At 66.6% G+C, this 17609-nt stretch carries 15 protein-coding genes; 5 read left to right on the forward strand and 10 right to left on the reverse strand.

The annotated features are described in order from the left end of the window. Window positions 1–46: 46 nt before the first annotated feature. The 10 genes from H6900_13700 to H6900_13745 all read right to left on the reverse strand — a co-directional run bounded on the left by H6900_13700 (window position 47) and on the right by H6900_13745 (window position 13061). On the reverse strand, window positions 47–3724 hold the full coding sequence (locus tag H6900_13700) for a vitamin B12-dependent ribonucleotide reductase (protein MCC0074333.1): 3678 nt from the start codon (window positions 3722–3724) through the stop codon (window positions 47–49). A gap of 437 nt (window positions 3725–4161) precedes the next feature. After that, complete coding sequence (locus tag H6900_13705; protein MCC0074334.1) at window positions 4162–5151, reverse strand: ABC transporter substrate-binding protein; 990 nt, start codon at window positions 5149–5151, stop codon at window positions 4162–4164. A 35-nt stretch (window positions 5152–5186) separates the two neighbouring features. Continuing rightward, the gene (locus H6900_13710) at window positions 5187–6284 is read right to left on the reverse strand and encodes an ABC transporter permease (GenBank protein ID MCC0074335.1); all 1098 of its coding nucleotides are present in this window, start codon (window positions 6282–6284) and stop codon (window positions 5187–5189) included. Beyond that, entirely contained in the window at window positions 6281–7174 is an 894-nt protein-coding gene (locus H6900_13715; protein MCC0074336.1) for an ABC transporter permease, read from the reverse strand. The genes H6900_13710 and H6900_13715 overlap by 4 nt, the downstream gene beginning before the upstream one ends. Beyond that, window positions 7171–7692: a hypothetical protein gene (locus H6900_13720; GenBank protein ID MCC0074337.1), complete on the reverse strand. Its 522-nt coding sequence runs from the start codon at window positions 7690–7692 to the stop codon at window positions 7171–7173. The genes H6900_13715 and H6900_13720 overlap by 4 nt, the downstream gene beginning before the upstream one ends. After that, on the reverse strand, window positions 7685–8479 hold the full coding sequence (locus tag H6900_13725; protein ID MCC0074338.1) for an ABC transporter ATP-binding protein: 795 nt from the start codon (window positions 8477–8479) through the stop codon (window positions 7685–7687). The genes H6900_13720 and H6900_13725 overlap by 8 nt, the downstream gene beginning before the upstream one ends. Continuing rightward, window positions 8479–9933, reverse strand: a complete 1455-nt coding sequence (gene hydA / locus H6900_13730; GenBank protein ID MCC0074339.1) for a dihydropyrimidinase — start codon at window positions 9931–9933, stop codon at window positions 8479–8481. Before hydA ends, H6900_13725 begins: the two co-directional genes overlap by 1 nt. 13 nt (window positions 9934–9946) lie before the next feature. Beyond that, window positions 9947–10276: a hypothetical protein gene (locus H6900_13735; GenBank protein MCC0074340.1), complete on the reverse strand. Its 330-nt coding sequence runs from the start codon at window positions 10274–10276 to the stop codon at window positions 9947–9949. 124 nt (window positions 10277–10400) lie between these two features. Beyond that, entirely contained in the window at window positions 10401–11651 is a 1251-nt protein-coding gene (locus tag H6900_13740; protein ID MCC0074341.1) for a Zn-dependent hydrolase, read from the reverse strand. Window positions 11652–11732: 81 nt separating this feature from the next. Then, complete coding sequence (locus H6900_13745) at window positions 11733–13061, reverse strand: aspartate aminotransferase family protein (protein ID MCC0074342.1); 1329 nt, start codon at window positions 13059–13061, stop codon at window positions 11733–11735. A 168-nt stretch (window positions 13062–13229) separates the two neighbouring features. On the opposite strand from H6900_13745, the gene H6900_13750 reads away from it, so the two are divergent. From H6900_13750 to H6900_13770, 5 genes are all read left to right on the forward strand, one after another. Further along, window positions 13230–13886, forward strand: a complete 657-nt coding sequence (locus tag H6900_13750) for a TetR family transcriptional regulator C-terminal domain-containing protein (protein MCC0074343.1) — start codon at window positions 13230–13232, stop codon at window positions 13884–13886. Next, window positions 13883–14476, forward strand: coding sequence for a TetR family transcriptional regulator C-terminal domain-containing protein (locus H6900_13755; GenBank protein ID MCC0074344.1), 594 nt, complete (start codon window positions 13883–13885; stop codon window positions 14474–14476). Before H6900_13750 ends, H6900_13755 begins: the two co-directional genes overlap by 4 nt. A gap of 82 nt (window positions 14477–14558) precedes the next feature. After that, a complete protein-coding gene (locus H6900_13760; protein ID MCC0074345.1) occupies window positions 14559–15521 on the forward strand; it encodes an HlyD family efflux transporter periplasmic adaptor subunit in 963 nt (320 codons plus the stop codon). Further along, the gene (locus H6900_13765; protein MCC0074346.1) at window positions 15518–16477 is read left to right on the forward strand and encodes an ABC transporter ATP-binding protein; all 960 of its coding nucleotides are present in this window, start codon (window positions 15518–15520) and stop codon (window positions 16475–16477) included. Before H6900_13760 ends, H6900_13765 begins: the two co-directional genes overlap by 4 nt. Beyond that, window positions 16477–17601, forward strand: a complete 1125-nt coding sequence (locus tag H6900_13770; protein ID MCC0074347.1) for an ABC transporter permease — start codon at window positions 16477–16479, stop codon at window positions 17599–17601. Before H6900_13765 ends, H6900_13770 begins: the two co-directional genes overlap by 1 nt. Window positions 17602–17609: the final 8 nt, after the last annotated feature.

Raw genomic sequence — 17609 nt, forward strand, 5'->3', positions numbered from 1 at the left:
GCCGGGGTTTCCCCCGGCCCTTTCGTCTGTCCGCCTTGGGCGCGGATCAGCTGCAGCCCGAGGTCGAGCCGCAGGTGTTGCACTTCATGCAGGTGCCGTTGCGCACCAGCGTGTAGTTGCCGCATTCGCCACACGGGTCACCCTCGTAGCCTTGCATCTTGGCCTTGGTGCGGGCGTCCATGCTGACCGACGCGAAGGCTTCGATCGAGGTTTCGCTGCGTGTCGCCACGGCCAGCCCGCCCAGCGGCGCAATGGCCTGCGGGGCCACGACCTCGACGCTGCGGGCGGTGGCACCGCCGCCTTGCAGCACCACCAGTTCCTGCGGCAGGCGCTTGCGCAGATACCCGGTCGAAGAGATCTGGCGCAACACCTCGAGCCCGCGCGAGGCGGCATCGTCGGACACAACCGAGACGTTGTTCTTTTGCCCTTCCTTGTCGCCCGCGCCGAGATCGTCGAACGAGGCGCCGGTGGGCTTCACATGCGCCAGATCGGTGCGGTCCAGGTAGCTGATCGCCAGTTCGCGGAAGATGTAGTCCAGGATCGACGTCGCATTCTTGATCGCCTCGTTGCCCTGCACCATGCCCGCCGGCTCGAACCGGGTGAAGGTGAAGGCGTCCACGAATTCCTCGAGCGGGACACCGTATTGCAGGCCCACGGACACGGCGATGGCGAAGTTGTTCATCATCGCCCGGAAGCCCGCGCCTTCCTTGTGCATGTCGATGAAGATCTCGCCCAGGCGGCCGTCCCCGTATTCGCCGGTGCGCAGATAGACCTTGTGCCCGCCGACGATGGCTTTCTGGGTGTAGCCCTTGCGGCGCTCGGGCAGCTTCTCGCGGCCGCGGGCGATTTCCTTGACGATGACCTTTTCGACGATCTTCTCGGCGATGACGGCGGCCTTTTCCTGGATCGAGCCGGTCAGCAGGATTTCCTCGGCTTCTTCGTCGTCCTCGATCAGGGCGGCGGCCAGCGGCTGCGACAGTTTCGAGCCGTCGCGATACAGCGCGTTCGCCTTGACACCCAGGGACCACGACAGTTCGTAGGCCGCCAGCGTTTCCTCGATCGAGGCCGAGTTCGGCATGTTGATCGTCTTGGAAATCGCGCCCGAGATGAACGATTGCGCGGCCGCCATCATGTGGATGTGGCTGTCCACGCTGAGATAGCGCGTGCCCTTCTTGCCGCAGGGGTTGGCACAATCGAAGACGCTGTAATGCTCGGTCTTCAGGTGCGGCGCGCCTTCCAGCGTCATGGTGCCGACGACGTGATCGTTCGCGGCCTCGACCTGGGCACGCGAAAAACCGAGATGCTTCAGCAGGTCAAAGGACGGATCGTTCAGCTTGGCCGCCGGGATGCCCAGCGTGCCGGTGCAGAACTCGGTCCCCAGGGTCCATTGGTTGAACACGAAGCGGATGTCGAAGGCCGTCGCCAGAGCGGTTTCCAGCTTCTTGATCTCGGCCGGGCCGAACCCGTGGCCGATCAGCGCCGTGTGGTTGATGTGCGGCGCCTGGCCCAGGCTGCCGTGACCGACGGCATAGGCGACGATTTCCTCGATCTGGGCGGGCTTGTAGCCCAGTTTCGCCAGCGCGGCCGGAACCGACTGGTTGATGATCTTGAAATAGCCGCCGCCGGCCAGTTTCTTGAACTTGACCAGGGCAAAGTCGGGCTCGATGCCGGTGGTGTCGCAATCCATCACCAGGCCGATGGTGCCCGTGGGCGCGATCACCGTGGCCTGCGCGTTGCGGTAGCCATGGGCCTCGCCCAGGGCCAGGGCCTCGTCCCAGGCGTTGCGGGCCAGCGCCACCAGATGCGCATCGGGGCAGTTGGCGGCGTCCAGTGTGACCGGGGCGACGTTGACCCCCTCGAAATCCGTGGCGCCGTGGGCGGCGCGGCGGTGGTTGCGGATCACGCGCAGCATGTGTTCGCGGTTGCGCGCAAACCCCGGGAAGGCGCCCAGTTCCGCGGCCATCTCGGCCGAGGTCGCGTAGCTCACCCCGGTCATCACGGCGGTCAGCGCGCCGGCCATCGCCCGGCCCGCGTCGCTGTCATAGCCCAGGCCCATGTTCATCAGCAGGCCGCCGATATTGGCATAACCCAGGCCCAGCGTGCGGTAGTCATAGCTGCGCTGCGCGATTTCCTTGGACGGGAACTGCGCCATCATCACGCTGATTTCCAGGGTGATGGTCCACAGCCGCGTGGCGTGCACATAGGATTCCGCGTCGAAACCGCCGTCGGTGTAGAACGTCAGCAGGTTCATCGAGGCCAGGTTGCAGGCCGTGTCATCGAGGAACATGTATTCCGAACAGGGGTTCGAGCCCCGGATCGCGCCATCCGCCGGGCAGGTGTGCCAGGCGTTCACGGTGTCGTGGAACTGAATGCCCGGATCGGCGCAGGCCCAAGCGGCGTGACCCACCTGTTGCCACAGGTCGCGCGCGGACACGGTCTTGGCGACCTTGCCGTCGGTGCGGCGCAAAAGCTCCCAGTCGGCATCGTCCTTGACCGCCTTCAGGAAGGCGTCGGTGACGCGGACCGAGTTGTTCGAATTCTGCCCCGAGACCGAGGTATAGGCCTCGCTGTCCCAATCGGTGTCATAGGTCGGGAATTCGATCGACGTATAGCCCTGCCGCGCGTATTGCAGCACGCGGTTGGTATAGGTGTCGGGGATCATCGCCTTCTTGGCCGCGCGGATCGCTGCCTTCAGGCCCGGGTTCTTCACCGGATCGACCGCGTCCTCGCTGGACCCGTCCCAGGCGCGAATGGCGGCGAAGATGTCGTTGAGGCGCGCTTCATGCGCCTTGGAACCGGCGACCAGCGAGGCGACCTTCTGTTCCTCGATGACCTTCCAGTTGATGAACTGTTCGATATCGGGGTGATCCACGTCGCAGATCACCATCTTGGCCGCGCGGCGCGTGGTGCCGCCCGACTTGATCGCCCCGGCCGCGCGGTCGCCGATCTTCAGGAACCCCATCAGACCCGAGGACTTGCCCCCGCCCGACAGCGTCTCGCCCTCGGCGCGCAGGCTGGAAAAGTTCGTGCCGGTGCCCGAGCCATACTTGAACAGACGTGCCTCGCGGACCCACAGATCCATGATGCCGCCCTCGTTCACCAGGTCGTCCGAAACCGACTGGATGAAGCAGGCGTGGGGCTGCGGATGTTCGTAGGACGACTTCGACTTGACCAGCTTGTGGGTAAAGGGATCGACGTAGAAATGCCCCTGCGACGGGCCGTCGATGCCATAGGCCCAGTGCAGGCCGGTGTTGAACCACTGCGGGCTGTTCGGCGCAGCCATCTGGCGGGCCAGCATCACGCGCATTTCGTCGAAATAGGCGCGGGCATCCGTTTCGGAGGTGAAATAGCCGCCCTTCCAGCCCCAATAGGCCCAGGCCCCGGCCAGACGGTCGAACACTTGCTTGGCCGAGCTTTCGCCCGTGAACCGCTCGCCTTCGGGCAGGTCGGCCAGCGCCTTGTCGTCGGGGACCGAGCGCCACAGGAACGCCGGCACGCCCTTTTCGGCGACGCGCTTGAGCCGCGCGGGCACACCGGCCTTGCGGAAGTATTTCTGCGCGATCACGTCCGAGGCGACCTGCGACCAACCTTCGGGCACCTCGACCTGATCGTTGCGGAAGACGATCTTGCCGTCGGGGTTCCGGATTTCGGAAACCGTCGTCCTGAAGGCCAGCGCCGCATAGGCGTCCTGGCCCTCGGCCGTGAATTTGCGCTCGATTTTCATGTGCCCTGTCCCGTGTGGTCTCTGTCGTTCCGACGGGCCCTTCGACGATATGGCGGGTCGCGGGCGGCGTCAGGCACAAGAAGACCGACCGCGGCGCAAAGGACGCCACGTCGCGCAACACCCTGAAAAGGCGTTGTCGAACCGGAACTCTCTGTGTTTCTCTGCCCCTGCGAGCCTTACTATATCTAGTGGCCCTTTTGTCAGCTTCCACAATCTGACGTATGTCGCGCCGCCGTGCAACGCCATTTTTCACGGGTTCGTAACGTTTTTCCGCTTGACCGGAAGCCACTCTCTCAGGGCGGGAACGACTCAAAGATTAACGATCGGCGTTTCCCCAATGATCCGGGACACTTGGCGAAACATGCTGACGCGGCGCATGAAAAACCCCGGCACATCGGGTGTGCCGGGGCTCGCGTTTTGGGTGATGCAGCTTTGCCTCAGTTCATGGCGGCGTCGGTGACGACATGGGTCCAGGCGCCTTCGGGGGCGCGGGTGATCACCGGGTCCGAGCCGCCGCCCAAGAGCGTATCGACAGTGCGCTGATAGGCCGCCTCATCCAGTTCGCCGGTCGAGCCCTCGGTCAGCAGAGCCATCTCGCGGACCATGCGCACCTGATGCTCCATCGTTTGTGCGCCGGTTTCGTCATTGTCGAGAACGATCTCGGCAGCCGCTTCCGGATTCGCGAGCGCCCATTGCCAGCCGCGCATCGAGGCACGGACGAATCGCGCCATGCGGTCGACGAAAGCCGGGTCCGACAGGTTTGCCTCGTTCACGTAAAGGCCGTCCTCAAGCGTTGACACGCCGTAGTCGTCATAGCGGAAAATCACGAGCTGGTCCGGGGTGACGCCGGCATCCATCACTTGCCAATACTCGTTGTAGGTCATCGCCGTGATGCAATCGGCCTGGCGTTGCAGCAGCGGATCGGCACTGAATCCGATGCGAAGAATCTCGACCCCGTCTTCGCCGCCGGTGGTCGGAATACCGAGCTGCGACAGCCAGTTCAGCAGCGGAATCTCGTTTCCGAAGAACCAGGTCCCAATCCGGTGCCCCCGGAAATCTTCGGGCGTCGTGATACCCGAATCAGCCCAGCAAACCAGCATCAGGCCAGATCGCGCGACGGGCTGGGCAATGTTGACCACCAGCGCCCCTTGCTCGCGCGCCGCCAGCGCCGAGGGCATCCAGTCAACCATGACATCCGCGCCGCCACCCATCAGCACCTGCACGGGTGCGAGATCGGGACCGCCGGGGAGAATCGTGACGTCGAGGCCTTCGTCCTCGTAATAGCCGTTGTCCAGCGCGACGTAGTACCCGGCGAATTGGCCTTGCGTCACCCATTTCAGTTGCAGCGTCACCGGGTCGTTTGCGCTGGCCATTCCCGCCAGCATCGCCAGCGCCGAGGTCAGCCCCGCAAGTTTCAACTTCGACATCTTCCACCTCCTTGTTGCCCGGCTTTGCGCCGGAATTACCTGCTGCGCTGCGACGGGTGCCAGAATGTCACCCGCCGTTCGAGCAGAGCCCAGACGCCGTAGAACAGCGTGCCAAGCAGCGCTGCCACGGCGATTTCGGCCCAGACCATGTCAAGCTGCAAGCGCCCGACCTCGGTCGAGATGCGGAACCCCATGCCATAGGTCGGCGAGCCGAAGAATTCGGCCACGATCGACCCGATCAGGGCCAGGGTTGCACAGATTTTCAGCCCGTTGAACACAAAGGGCATGGCCGCCGGCAGTCGCAGCGTGACCAACGTCTGCCACCAGCCGGCGGAATAGGTGTGCATCAGGTCGCGCTGCATCGCGTCGGTCGCGGCCAGCCCCTGCACGGTGTTCACCAGCATCGGGAAAAACACCATCGCCACCACCACCGCCGCCTTGCTGGGCCAGTCGAACCCGAACCACATGACGAAGATCGGCGCCGTGCCGATGATCGGCAACGCGGCCAGGAAGTTGCCCACCGGCAACAGGCCGCGCCGCAAAAACGGGTAGCGATCCACCACCAGGGCGAACACGATCGCGGTGCCGCAGCCGATGGTAAAGCCCGCCAGCGCGCCCCGGCCAAAGGTCTGCACCAGGTCGATCCACAGCGTGTCGGTCGAATCGGACAGCCGCGCACCGATCTCGCTGGGCGCGGGCAGGATGACGCGCGGCACATTCAGCGCGTCCACCACCACCTCCCAGATCCACAGCACCGTCAACCCGAACAGAACCGGGGCTATGAGCGCCAGCAGCCGCCCCCAGGGCCCGGGCCGCCGCGGCAGCGCGGCGACCCGCGAGACCAGCAGCCAGGCGCCCAGCCAGACCGCCACGACCTCCGCCCAGAAGGCCCCGCTCTCGGCCCCGGACTGGTGCAGCGCCAGCCCCGCCGCCGCGACCACGAGCGCGTTCCACAGCGCCAGAAGACCCAGCGCGCGCCAGCCCCGGCGGCGGCAGGCGTCAAGCGCCGAATCGATCACCAGCGCCAGCACCAGCGCCCCCAGCACCGCAACCGAGGGTTCGGCCCCGGCCGCGACCGGCACCCAGCACGCGGTCAGGACCGCCAGCGCATAAGCGACGCGCAACCCGGTCATGGTGCCATCCCCATCCGCTCGAGCACGCGCTTTTCGATCAGCGCGACGATCCAGACCAGCCCCGCCGCAAGGATCGCGGCGGCAAAGAGCGCGGCCCAGATCTGCACCGTCTGGCCATAGTAGCTGCCGCTGAGCAGCCGCACACCCAGTCCGCCCTGCTGCACCGGCAGCTCGCCGACGATGGTGCCGACCAGCGCCGCCGCCACGCCCACCTTGAGCGAGGCAAAGAGATAGGGCATCGACGACGGCAGGCGCAGCGTGCGGAACACCTGCCCGCCCGAGGCCGACCAGGTCTTCATCTGGTCCAATTGCATCGCATCGGGCGCGCGCAGGCCCTTGACCATCCCCACGACGACCGGGAAAAAGCTGAGATAGGCGGCGATGATCGCCTTGGGGATCAACCCCGAGATCCCCACCGAGTTCAGCACGACGATGATCATCGGCGCCAGCGCGATGATCGGGATCGTCTGGCTGGCGATGGCCCAGGGCATGACCGAGGCATCCATCGCCTTGTTGTAGACGATGCCGATCGCCAGCAGGATGCCCGCGCCGGTGCCGATGACAAAGCCCAGCATCGTCGCGCTCAGCGTCACCAGCCCGTGGTAGACCAGGCTGCGATTGGACAGGCTGCCCGACCGCCACAGGCCGCGCCGACCGGTGAATTCCTCGACCACGGTGGAATTCCACAACTCCTGCACCACCTGATGCGGGGCGGGCAGCACCGGGCGGTCCTGGCGCATCGTGTTCGCGACCAGGGTGCCAAAGGGCAGATCGGTGCCCGCGCGCGCGGCCTGGTCGCGTTCCCATTTGGCGTTCATCGGGATGACCAGCAGATACCACAGGCCCAGCAAGGTCAAGACGACGGCAAGGACAGGCAGGCTGCGTCTCATTCCCCCGCCTCCCCGGCTGCGACCACCGGCATCGCCAGCCGCATCGCGACGCTGCTGCCGGTGCCCCGGTCGGTCAGCCGCGCGCCAATGGCGACGATCTCGCCGGCAAAACTGTCGGGGATGCGGAAATCGAACAGATAGGCGGGTTGAATGGCGGTGCCGTCGCCCTCGACCGGGGTTGTCAGGCAGGGGCCGTCCTGCACCACCTGCCCCTCGCCATCGCGAGTCAGAAAGGCGACATGGCAGTCCAGCGTCGCGTGCTGGTCGTTCAGGCCCATGCCGGCGGCGAACAGCACGAAACTGACGACCTGGCCGGCGGTGGCAACGCTCATCTCGGGCAGATCGTCAGGGGTTTCGCGGGGTGTGTTCCAGGCCGACAGGAAATCCGCGCCGTCCATCGGCAGCAGCGCCGCCACGCCGATCAGGTCGCCGTCGCGACCGATCTCGCGGGTGGTGAACCCCTGCGCCAGGGCCGGCCCGGCCAGCAGCAGGACAAGGGCAAGGACCAGCCTACGCATCGCTGTCATACCCCGCCCGCAACCCCTCGCGCACCCGGTGCGCGATGGCGATGAACTCGGGCGTGTCGCGGATGTCGAGCGGACGCTCGCGCGGCAGGGTCGAGTCGATGACATCGGTGATCCGCCCCGGGCGCGGGCTCATCACCACGATTTTCGTGGACAGATAGACCGCCTCGGGGATCGAGTGGGTGACGAAGCCGATGGTCTTTTCGGTCCGCGCCCAGAGCTTCAGCAACTCCTCGTTCAGACGGTCGCGGACGATCTCGTCCAGCGCGCCGAAGGGTTCGTCCATCAGCAGGATATCGGCGTCAAAGGCCAGGGCCCGCGCGATCGAGGCCCGCTGCTGCATCCCGCCCGACAACTGCCAGGGAAATTTCTTCTCGAAGCCCTTCAATTCGACCAGCTCCAGAACCCGCGCCGCGCGCTCGGCCTGGTCGGCCTTGGAATACCCCATGATTTCAAGGGGGAGCTTCACGTTCCCCTCGATCGTGCGCCAGGGATACAGTCCGGCTGCCTGAAATACATAGCCATAGGCGCGGGCCTTGCGCGCGGCCTCGGGGGTCATTCCGTTGACGGTCAATCGCCCCGAGGTCGGCTGTTCGAGATCCGCGATCGCGCGCAGAAGTGTCGTTTTCCCGCAGCCCGAAGGGCCGATGAAGCTGACGAATTCGCCCTTGGCGACGGACAGGCTCACGTCCTTGAGGGCGTGCACCGGCCCGTCGTTGGTGTGGAACGTCAGGTTGAGGTCTTGCGCCGAGATCACGGGCGCGGGAACGGCCGCCTGCATCACACCCCCGTCGCCGGAATGCCGCTGCGCTGAACGGGCCGCGGGGCGGTCAACGCCTTCCACGAGGACAGCGCCTTGTTCACTGTCGCGTTGGGCTCGCGTTTCACGAACTTGCCGTGGCCTTCCTCGGTGCGGATCTCGCCGTCGTGCACGGCGACCTTGCCCCGGGTCAGCGTGAAGCGCGGCAGACCGGTGACCTGCTGGCCCTCGAACACGTTGTAATCAATCGCGGATTGCTGGCTGGCGGCCGAGATCGTCTTGGATTTGCCGGGGTCCCAGACCACCAGGTCGGCATCCGCACCCACCAGAACCGCGCCTTTTTTCGGATACATGTTCATGATCTTGGCGATGTTGGTGCTGGTCACGGCGACGAATTCGTTCATCGTCAGACGCCCGGTCGCCACGCCATGCGTCCACAGCATCGGCATCCGGTCCTCGAGCCCCCCGGTGCCGTTCGGGATCTTGGAGAAATCGCCCACGCCATAGCGTTTCTGATCGGTGGTAAAGGCGCAATGGTCGGTCGCCACGCACGACAAGGTCCCCGCCTGCAACCCCGCCCAAAGGCTGTCCTGGTGCTTCTTGTTGCGAAACGGCGGCGACATCACGCGGCGCGCGGCGTGGTCCCAGTCGGGGTTGAAGTATTCGCTTTCGTCCAGCGTCAGGTGCTGGATCAGCGGCTCGCCCCAGACGCGCTTTCCGGCCTGCTTGGCGCGGCGGATCGCCTCGTGGCTTTCCTCGCACGAGGTATGCACCACATAAAGCGGCACGCCGGCCATGTCGGCGATCATGATCGCGCGGTTGGTCGCCTCGCCCTCGACCTGCGGCGGGCGGGAATAGGCATGCGCCTCGGGGCCGATGTTGCCCTCGGCCAGCAGCTTTGCCGTCAGTTCCGCCACCACGTCGCCGTTCTCGGCGTGAACCAGCGCCGTCGCCCCCAGTTCCGCCAGCCGCTTGAACGAGGCGAACATCTCGTCGTCGTTCACCATCAAGGCGCCCTTGTAGGCCATGAAATGCTTGAAGGTGTTGATCCCCCGCTCGCGCACGACGGTCGCCATCTGGTCGAACACCGGCTCGCCCCACCAGGTCACGGCCATGTGGAAACTGTAGTCGCAATTCGCGCGGGTGGATTTGTTGTCCCACATCTGCAACGCATCGAGCAGCCCCTGCCCGGGGTTGGGCAACGCGAAATCGACGACCATCGTCGTGCCGCCGGCCAAGGCCGCGCGCGTGCCGCTTTCGAAATCGTCGCTCGAATAGGTGCCCATGAATGGCATCTCGAGATGCGTGTGCGGATCGATCCCGCCGGGCATGACATAGCAACCCGTCGCGTCCAGTTCGGTCGTTCCGGTCAGCCCCTGGCCGATCTCGGTGATGACGCCGCCCTCGATGCGCACATCCGCCTTGTAGGTCAGGTCGGCGGTGACGATGGTGCCGTTGCGAATGACCGTGCTCATGTCCTCTCCCCTTCTATACCGATGCGAAACAATCCAGCGCGCGCCCGTGCACGCCAATATCCAGTGGCCCGAAGTCGCTGTCCACGCACAGCGCGAAACACCCGGGCCCGGGCAGGAACAACACGCTATAGCACCCGTCCGACCGGGTGACCGTCCAGCATCGCCGCTCGATCCCGCCGGAAAACGTCACCGTCACCGCCCGGTTGCGGCGCACGCGGCGGTCCTCGAACGCGGCCAGCGTCATCCTTGCGGCCCTGGTCGAGGCATCGAACGCGTCGATCTCGGCCGCGATCAGGTCCGCGATCCGCGCTGTGGTCCCCTCGTCGTCCCAGGCCCGTCCCATCTTTGTGCCTCAAATATCCTCCAGGAGGGTCCGGGAGGATGGAAAATCCTCCCGGTCGGGGCGTGGGGGCCAGCCCCCACCGGCGCGAGGCCCCCTCGACGGGGGCCGAGCGCCGCGCGCCCCGTCAGCCGACGACCTCGGCCGTCTCCAGAACCGCGTGCAGCAAAACATCCGTCCCGGCCGCCGCCCAATCCTTCGAGATCTCCTCGGCCTCGTTGTGGCTCAACCCGTCCACGCAGGGGCACATGATCATCGCCGTGGGCGCGATGTCGTTGATCCAGCAGGCGTCATGCCCGGCGCCCGACACGATATCCATGTGCGAATAGCCCAGCCGCTCGGCCGCGCTGCGCACCCGCGCGACGCAGGTCTCGTCAAAGGCGGGCGGATCGAACTGGCCGACGATCTGCGCGTCGAAGCCGACGCCGATCCCCTCGCAAAGCTGCGGTGCCCGCGCCATCAACTCGGCCACCATCGCGTTCAGCGTGTCCAGCCGATGCGTGCGCATGTCCACCGTGAACACCACCCTGCCCGGGATGATGTTGCGGCTGTTGGGATAGACGTCGATATGACCGATCGCCCCCACCGCGCCGGGCTGGTTCTTCATGGCGATCTCGTGCACCAGTTCGGTCACCAGCGCCAGGCCACGGCCCGCGTTCCTGCGCATGTGCATCGGCGTCGAGCCGGTGTGGCTTTCCTTGCCCGTCACCGTGCATTCGATCCACCTGAGGCCCTGGCCATGCGTCACCACGCCGATATCCTTGCCCTCGGCTTCCAGGATCGGCCCCTGTTCGATGTGCAGTTCGTAAAGCGCGTGCATCTTGCGCGCGCCGACCGCCTCGTCGCCCTTCCAGCCGATCCGCGCCAATTCGTCGCCGAACCGCTTGCCCCTGGCATCCACCCGGTCATAGGCCCAGTCCAGTGTGTGCCGCCCGGCGAACACGCCCGAGGCCAGCATCGCCGGGGCAAAGCGCGTGCCCTCCTCGTTCGTCCAGTTCACCACGACGATCGGGTGCCTGGTCTTCACCCCCAGGTCGTTCATCGTGCGCACCGCCTCGAGCGCGCCCAGAACCCCCAGCACCCCGTCGTATTTGCCGCCGGTCGGCTGGGTGTCCAGGTGGCTGCCCATGTAGACCGGCAGCGCCGCCGGGTCCTCGCCCGGGCGGGTCGCGAACATGTTTCCGATCTGATCGACGCCGACGGTCATCCCCGCCGATTCGCACCACCGCCGGAACAGGTGCCGGCCCTCGCCGTCCTCGTCGGTCAGGGTCTGGCGATTGTTGCCACCGGCCACGCCGGGGCCGATCTTGGCCATCTCCATCAGACTGTCCCACAGCCGGTCGGGGTTGATGCGCAGATTCGCGGCGGGCGCGGTCATGGTCTCTCCTGTCGGTTGCGGGCGATCTGTCGCCGCCCTTGGCGGGGAATCGGCGCCGGGCGGACCCGACGCCGTGGCAAGTCAGTCCAGCGCGTCGAGCACGTCCTTGATCGTGCCCACCAACTGGTCGATGTGCGCCTTTTCGATGATGAGCGGCGGCGACATGGCGATGATGTCGCCGGTGGTGCGGATCAGGATGCCCTTTTCATAGGCCTTGAGGAAGGCATTGAAGGCGCGCTTGGTGGGCGCGCCCGGCATCGGCTCGAGTTCGATCGCGCCGATCAGGCCAAGGTTGCGGATGTCGATGACGTGGCGCGTGCCCTTCAGGGAATGCAGCGCCTCTTCCCAATAGGGCGCAATGGCGGCGCAGCGATCGAACAGCCCCTCGGCCTTGTAAAGCGCCTGTGTCGCCAGCCCGGCCGCGCAGGCGATGGGCGACCCGGAATAGGTGTAGCCGTGGAACAACTCGATCATGTGCTCGGGCCCGGTCATGAAGGCGTCGTGCACCGCCCCCGTCGCGAACACCGCGCCCATCGGCACCGTCCCCGAGGTCAGCCCCTTGGCCGTCGTCATGAGGTCGGGCATGACGCCGAAGTAATCCGCCGCAAAGGGCGTGCCCAGACGGCCGAACCCGGTGATGACCTCGTCGAAGATCAGCAGGATGCCATGCTTGCGGGTGATCGCGCGCAGCCGTTCCAGGTAGCCCTTGGGAGGCAGGATCACCCCCGCCGACCCGGCGACGGGTTCGACGATCACGGCGGCGATGGTGTCGGCCCCGTGCAGCGCGACGATGCGTTCCAGTTCGTCGGCCAGATCGGCGCCGTGTTCGGGCAGGCCCCGGGCCCAGCGGTTGGGATCGCCCAGATAGGTATGGCTCATGTGATCGACACCGTTCAGAAGCGTGCCGAAGACGCGCCGGTTGTTCACCAGCCCCCCGACCGAAATGCCGCCGAACCCGACCCCGTGATAGCCCTTTTCGCGGCCGATCAGCCGCGTGCGCGACCCCTCGCCCCGGGCGCGGTGATAGGCCAGCGCGATCTTCAGCGCGGTATCGACCGATTCCGAGCCCGAATTGGTGAAGAAGACGTGGTCGAACCCTTCGGGCGCCATGCCGACCAGAACGTTCGCCAGTTCAAATGCCGCCGGATGGCCCATCTGGAAGGCCGGCGCATAGTCCAGCTCGGCCGCGGATTTCTGGATCGCCTCGACGATCGTCGGGCGGCAGTGACCGGCGTTGCAGCACCACAGGCCCGCCGTGCCGTCCAGGATCTGGCGGTTGTCGTGGCTGGTGTAGTGCATGTCCTGCGCGGCGACCAGCAGACGCGGCGCCTGCTTGAACTGGCGGTTCGCGGTGAACGGCATCCAGAACGCCGACAGGTCATTGGGGGTCGAAGGGTGATCGAGGCTCATCGGTCTCTCCAGCGGCCCGGGCGGGCCGGGTTGTCACGGCGCGCGCCGGGGCCTATTCTCGGGCCGAAAACCGGACATGGGGCACCGGGCACAGATCGGACGCTAACAGACCTGACCAACCAGTCAAGGTTATTTCGGGACCGGCGAAGCGGGGGGAGCAGGGCGCGCATGGCTCAGAGCGAGGGCGCTGAAAAATCGGGCACGCGCGCCGAAATGCGCGAGGAAACCGAGCGACAGATCCTCGACGCGGCCGAGGTCGTCTTTGCCGAGGCCGGCTTCGGCGGCGCGACGATGCAGGCCATCGCGGACGCCTGCGGGCTGCCCAAGGCCAACCTGCACTACTATTTCGCCTCGAAGGAAAAGCTGTATCGCCAGGTGGTCGAGCGCATCTTCATGGTCTGGCTGGAGGCGGCCGACAGTTTCGAGACCGAGGCCGCGCCCGAGGTCGCGCTGCGCCGCTATATCGCGCGCAAGATGCAGTTGTCGCGCGAACATCGCTATGGGTCCAAGGTCTGGGCCAGCGAGGTGATGCACGGCGCGCCCATCGTCCAGGACTATCTGGAAACCACGCTGCGCACCTGGACCGAGACCCGTATCGCCGTCATCCGGCGGTGGATCGACGCCGGGGCAATCCGCCCCGTCGATCCGCGCTGGCTGCTCTACATGATCTGGGCGACGACCCAGCATTACGCCGATTTCGCCCATCAGATCGAGGTTCTGAACCATGGCGCGCTGTCCGATGCGCAATGGGCCGACGCCACCGACACGGTGTGCGGTATCATCCTGCGCGGCATCGGCCTGACGGGCGGGTGCGCCGACCGATGACCACACGCATCCAGCGCCGCAACCGGCGCAAGATCCTCGACGCGGCGCTCGACGTCTTTTCGGCCCAGGGTTTTCGCGGCGCCACGCTGGACCAGATTGCCGGCGTCGCGGGGCTGTCGAAGCCGAACCTGCTGTATTACTTCGACAGCAAGGAAACCATGCACCGCGCGCTGCTGGACAATCTGCTGGATGTCTGGCTGGCCCCGCTCCGCGCGCTTGATCCCGCGGGCGATCCGCGCGCCGAGATCATGGGCTACATGCGCCGAAAGCTGGAGATGTCGCGCGACTATCCGCGCGAAAGCCGGCTGTTCGCCAACGAGGTCCTGCAAGGCGCGCCCCGGCTTTCGGACGCGATCGCGGGCGATCTGAAGGCGCTGGTCGATGCCAAGGCCGCCGTCATCCGCGGCTGGAGCGCCGAAGGTCGGCTGACCGCGGTCGATCCCTATCACCTGATCTTCTCGATCTGGGCGCTGACCCAGCATTACGCCGATTTCGATGCCCAGATCCGGTTGATCCGCGGCGACACCGACCCGATGGCGGGGGCCGAGGCCTTTCTGGACACGCTGTTCACGCGCCTGCTGACCCCTTGAACGCCTCGCCGTGCGGCAATGGCTGCGCTTGCTCTCGGCACGCGATTTCGAAAGAATGGCGCCACAAACGGAAAGGCGCGTCATGAGTTTCCTGTGCTCCCTGCCCCTCGCGGCCTCGTTGCTCAGCCTGTGCGCGCCGCCGGCACCCTTCGCCACCGGCTATGTCGAAGGGGAATTCACCCTGGTCGCGCCCGTCGCCGTCGCGCAGGTGGCCGAGGTCGCGGTGGCGCGCGGCGATCGGGTCCCCGCTGGGGTGCGGCTGGTAACGATGGAATCGCGCGACGCCGAGATCGCCCTGGCCGAGGCCGAGGCCAATCTCGCCCGCGCCCAGAGCGCCCTGACCGATCTACTGCAAGGCGCCCGCCCCGAGGAAATCCGCGTGATCGAGGCCAATCTCTCGGCCGCGCGCGCCCGCCTGGCCGAGGCAACGCGCCAGCGCGACCGGCTGATCGGGCTGGCCGACCGGGGTGTCGCCTCGGACGCCCAGCGCGACGACGCCGAAACCGCGGTGCAGGTGGCCGAGGCCTCGGTCGCGCAGATCGAGGCGCAGCTTTCCGTGGCCCGCCTGCCCGCGCGGCCCAACGCCATCGCCCAGGCGCAGGCCTCGGTTCATGCCGCCGAGGCCGCCCGCGACCGCGCCGACTGGGCGCTGGGCCAGCGCGCCCTCAGGCTGTCGATGCCGGTGACCGTGGTCGATGTGATCCGCCAGCCCGGCGAGATCGCCGGGCCCTCGGCGCCGGTCTTGTCGGTGCTGGGCGACGGCGCGGTCAAGCTCAGGCTGTATGTGCCCGAACCCTCGTTCGCGCGGATCCATGTGGGCGATATGTTGCAGGTGCACTGCGATGGCTGCGCGCCCGGCATCACCGCCCGCATCACCTATATTTCCGACGAGCCCGAATTCACGCCGCCGGTGATCTATTCCCTCGAGAACCGCCAGACCCTGGTCTATCTGGTCGAGGCCGCGCCCGTGGGCGGTGACCTGAAGCCCGGGCAGATCGTCGATGTCGCGCTGCCCGGCGACCCTGCATCCGGCGCCATGGAATGACCCCCGCTTCCGGCTCCACCCCGCCCGCCGCACAGACCGAGGCGGCGATCACGGTCACCGGCCTGACCAAGCGGTTCGGCGACCGCACCGTGGTGGACAACGTGACGATGGAGGTCGCGCGGGGCGAGATCATGGGTTTTCTGGGCCCCAACGGTTCGGGCAAGACAACCACCATCCGCATGATGTGCGGCCTCTTGGAACCCGACGAGGGCCAGGGCCGCGTCCTGGGCCTGGACATCCGCCGCGCACGCGGAGCGATCAAGCGGCGGGTGGGCTACATGACGCAGAAATTCTCGTTCTACGAGGACCTGACGATCGAGGAGAACCTGCGATTCGTCGCCGGGCTCTACGGCATGAAACCCGCGCGCCGGGTGGTCAGCGACACGCTCGAGGATCTGGGCCTTCTCAGTCGCAAGGGGCAGTTGGCGGGCAAGCTGTCGGGCGGCTGGAAGCAGCGCCTGGCGCTGGCGGCCTGCGTCATGCACAAGCCGGACCTGCTGATGCTGGACGAGCCGACCGCGGGCGTCGATCCCAAGGCCCGGCGCGAATTCTGGGACGAGATCCACCGCCTGGCGCACGACGGCCTGACGGTGCTGGTCTCGACCCACTACATGGACGAGGCCGAGCGCTGCCACCGCATCGCCTATATCAGCTATGGCCACCTGATCGCCCGGGGCACCGTGGCCGAGGTGGTGCGCGACGCGGGGTTGACGACGATGGTGCTGACCGGCGCCGGCGTCGGCGAGGCCGCGCGGCGGTTGCGCGGCGCCCCGGGCGTGGATCAGGTGGCGCCGTTCGGGGCCACGCTGCACGTGGTGGGCCGCGACGGCGCGGCGCTGGCCGCCACGGTCGCGCGCGTCGCCGCCGAAACGGGCTGTGCCGCCGCGCCCTCGGAAACCAGTCTCGAGGATGTGTTCATCCAGCTCATGGGCACCGCGCAGGACAACATGGCATGATCGGGCGGTTCTTTTCCCTCGGGCGGCTCAGGGCGCTGCTGGTCAAGGAAACGATCCAGATGCGCCGCGACCGGCTGACCTTTGCGATGATGCTGGCGGTGCCGCTGGTGCAGTTGGTGCTGTTCGGCTACGCGATCAACACCGATCCAAAGGAACTGCCGGCCGCGCTGGTCGCCCCGGTGCAGGACCGCTTCACGCGGGCGATGGTCTCGGCGCTGGAACTGACCGGGTATTACCGGTTCATCGCCCCCAATGCCACCGCGACCGAGGCCGAGGCGATGATCGCGCGCGGCGATGTCAGCTTCGTCGTCACCGTGCCGTCGGACTTCGGCCGGCGGATCGAACGCGGCGACCCCGCGCAGATCCTGATCGAGGCCGACGCCACCGACCCCTCGGTCGCCTCGGGCGCGATCTCGACCCTGTCCACCGTCGCGCAAGAGGCCCTGCAACGCGAGGCCGGCACCGGCCCGCCCCCGGCGATCCCCCTGGGGATCACCGTGCATCGCCGCTACAACCCCGAGGGCATCACCCAATACAACATCGTCCCGGCCTTGTTGGGGGTCATCTTGCAGTTGACCATGGTCATGATGACCTCGATGGCGCTGACCCGCGAGACCGAACGCGGCACGATGGAGAACCTGCTGTCGATGCCCGCCAGCCCGCTCGAGATCATGCTGGGCAAGGTGCTGCCCTATCTCGGTGTCGGGGCGGTGCAGGTGATCGTCGTGCTGGTTGCGGCGCGGGCGATGTTCGGCATCCCCTTTGTCGGCTCTCTGGCGCTGATCCTGGGTGGTGTCCTGCTGTTCGTATTGGCGCTGGTGATCCTGGGGTATCTCATCTCGACCGTGTCGCGCACGCAGATGCAGGCCATGCAGATCACCTTTTTCTTCTTCCTGCCGTCGCTGATGCTGTCGGGATTCATGTTCCCCTATCGCGGCATGCCCGGCTGGGCGCAGACCCTGGGCGAGATCTTTCCCCTGACCCATTTCCTGCGCCTGATCCGGTCGGTGATGCTGAAGGGCGCGGATGCCGCGACGGTGGCCGATTCGCTCGCGGTGCTGACGCTCTTCGTGCTGGTGTTCTCGCTGGTCGCGCTGCTGCGATTCCGCCGCACCCTGGACTAGGCCGCCGC

Origin of the sequence: Rhodobacter sp., from assembly GCA_020637515.1 — a bacterium.
In the GTDB taxonomy this organism is placed as follows: domain Bacteria; phylum Pseudomonadota; class Alphaproteobacteria; order Rhodobacterales; family Rhodobacteraceae; genus Pararhodobacter.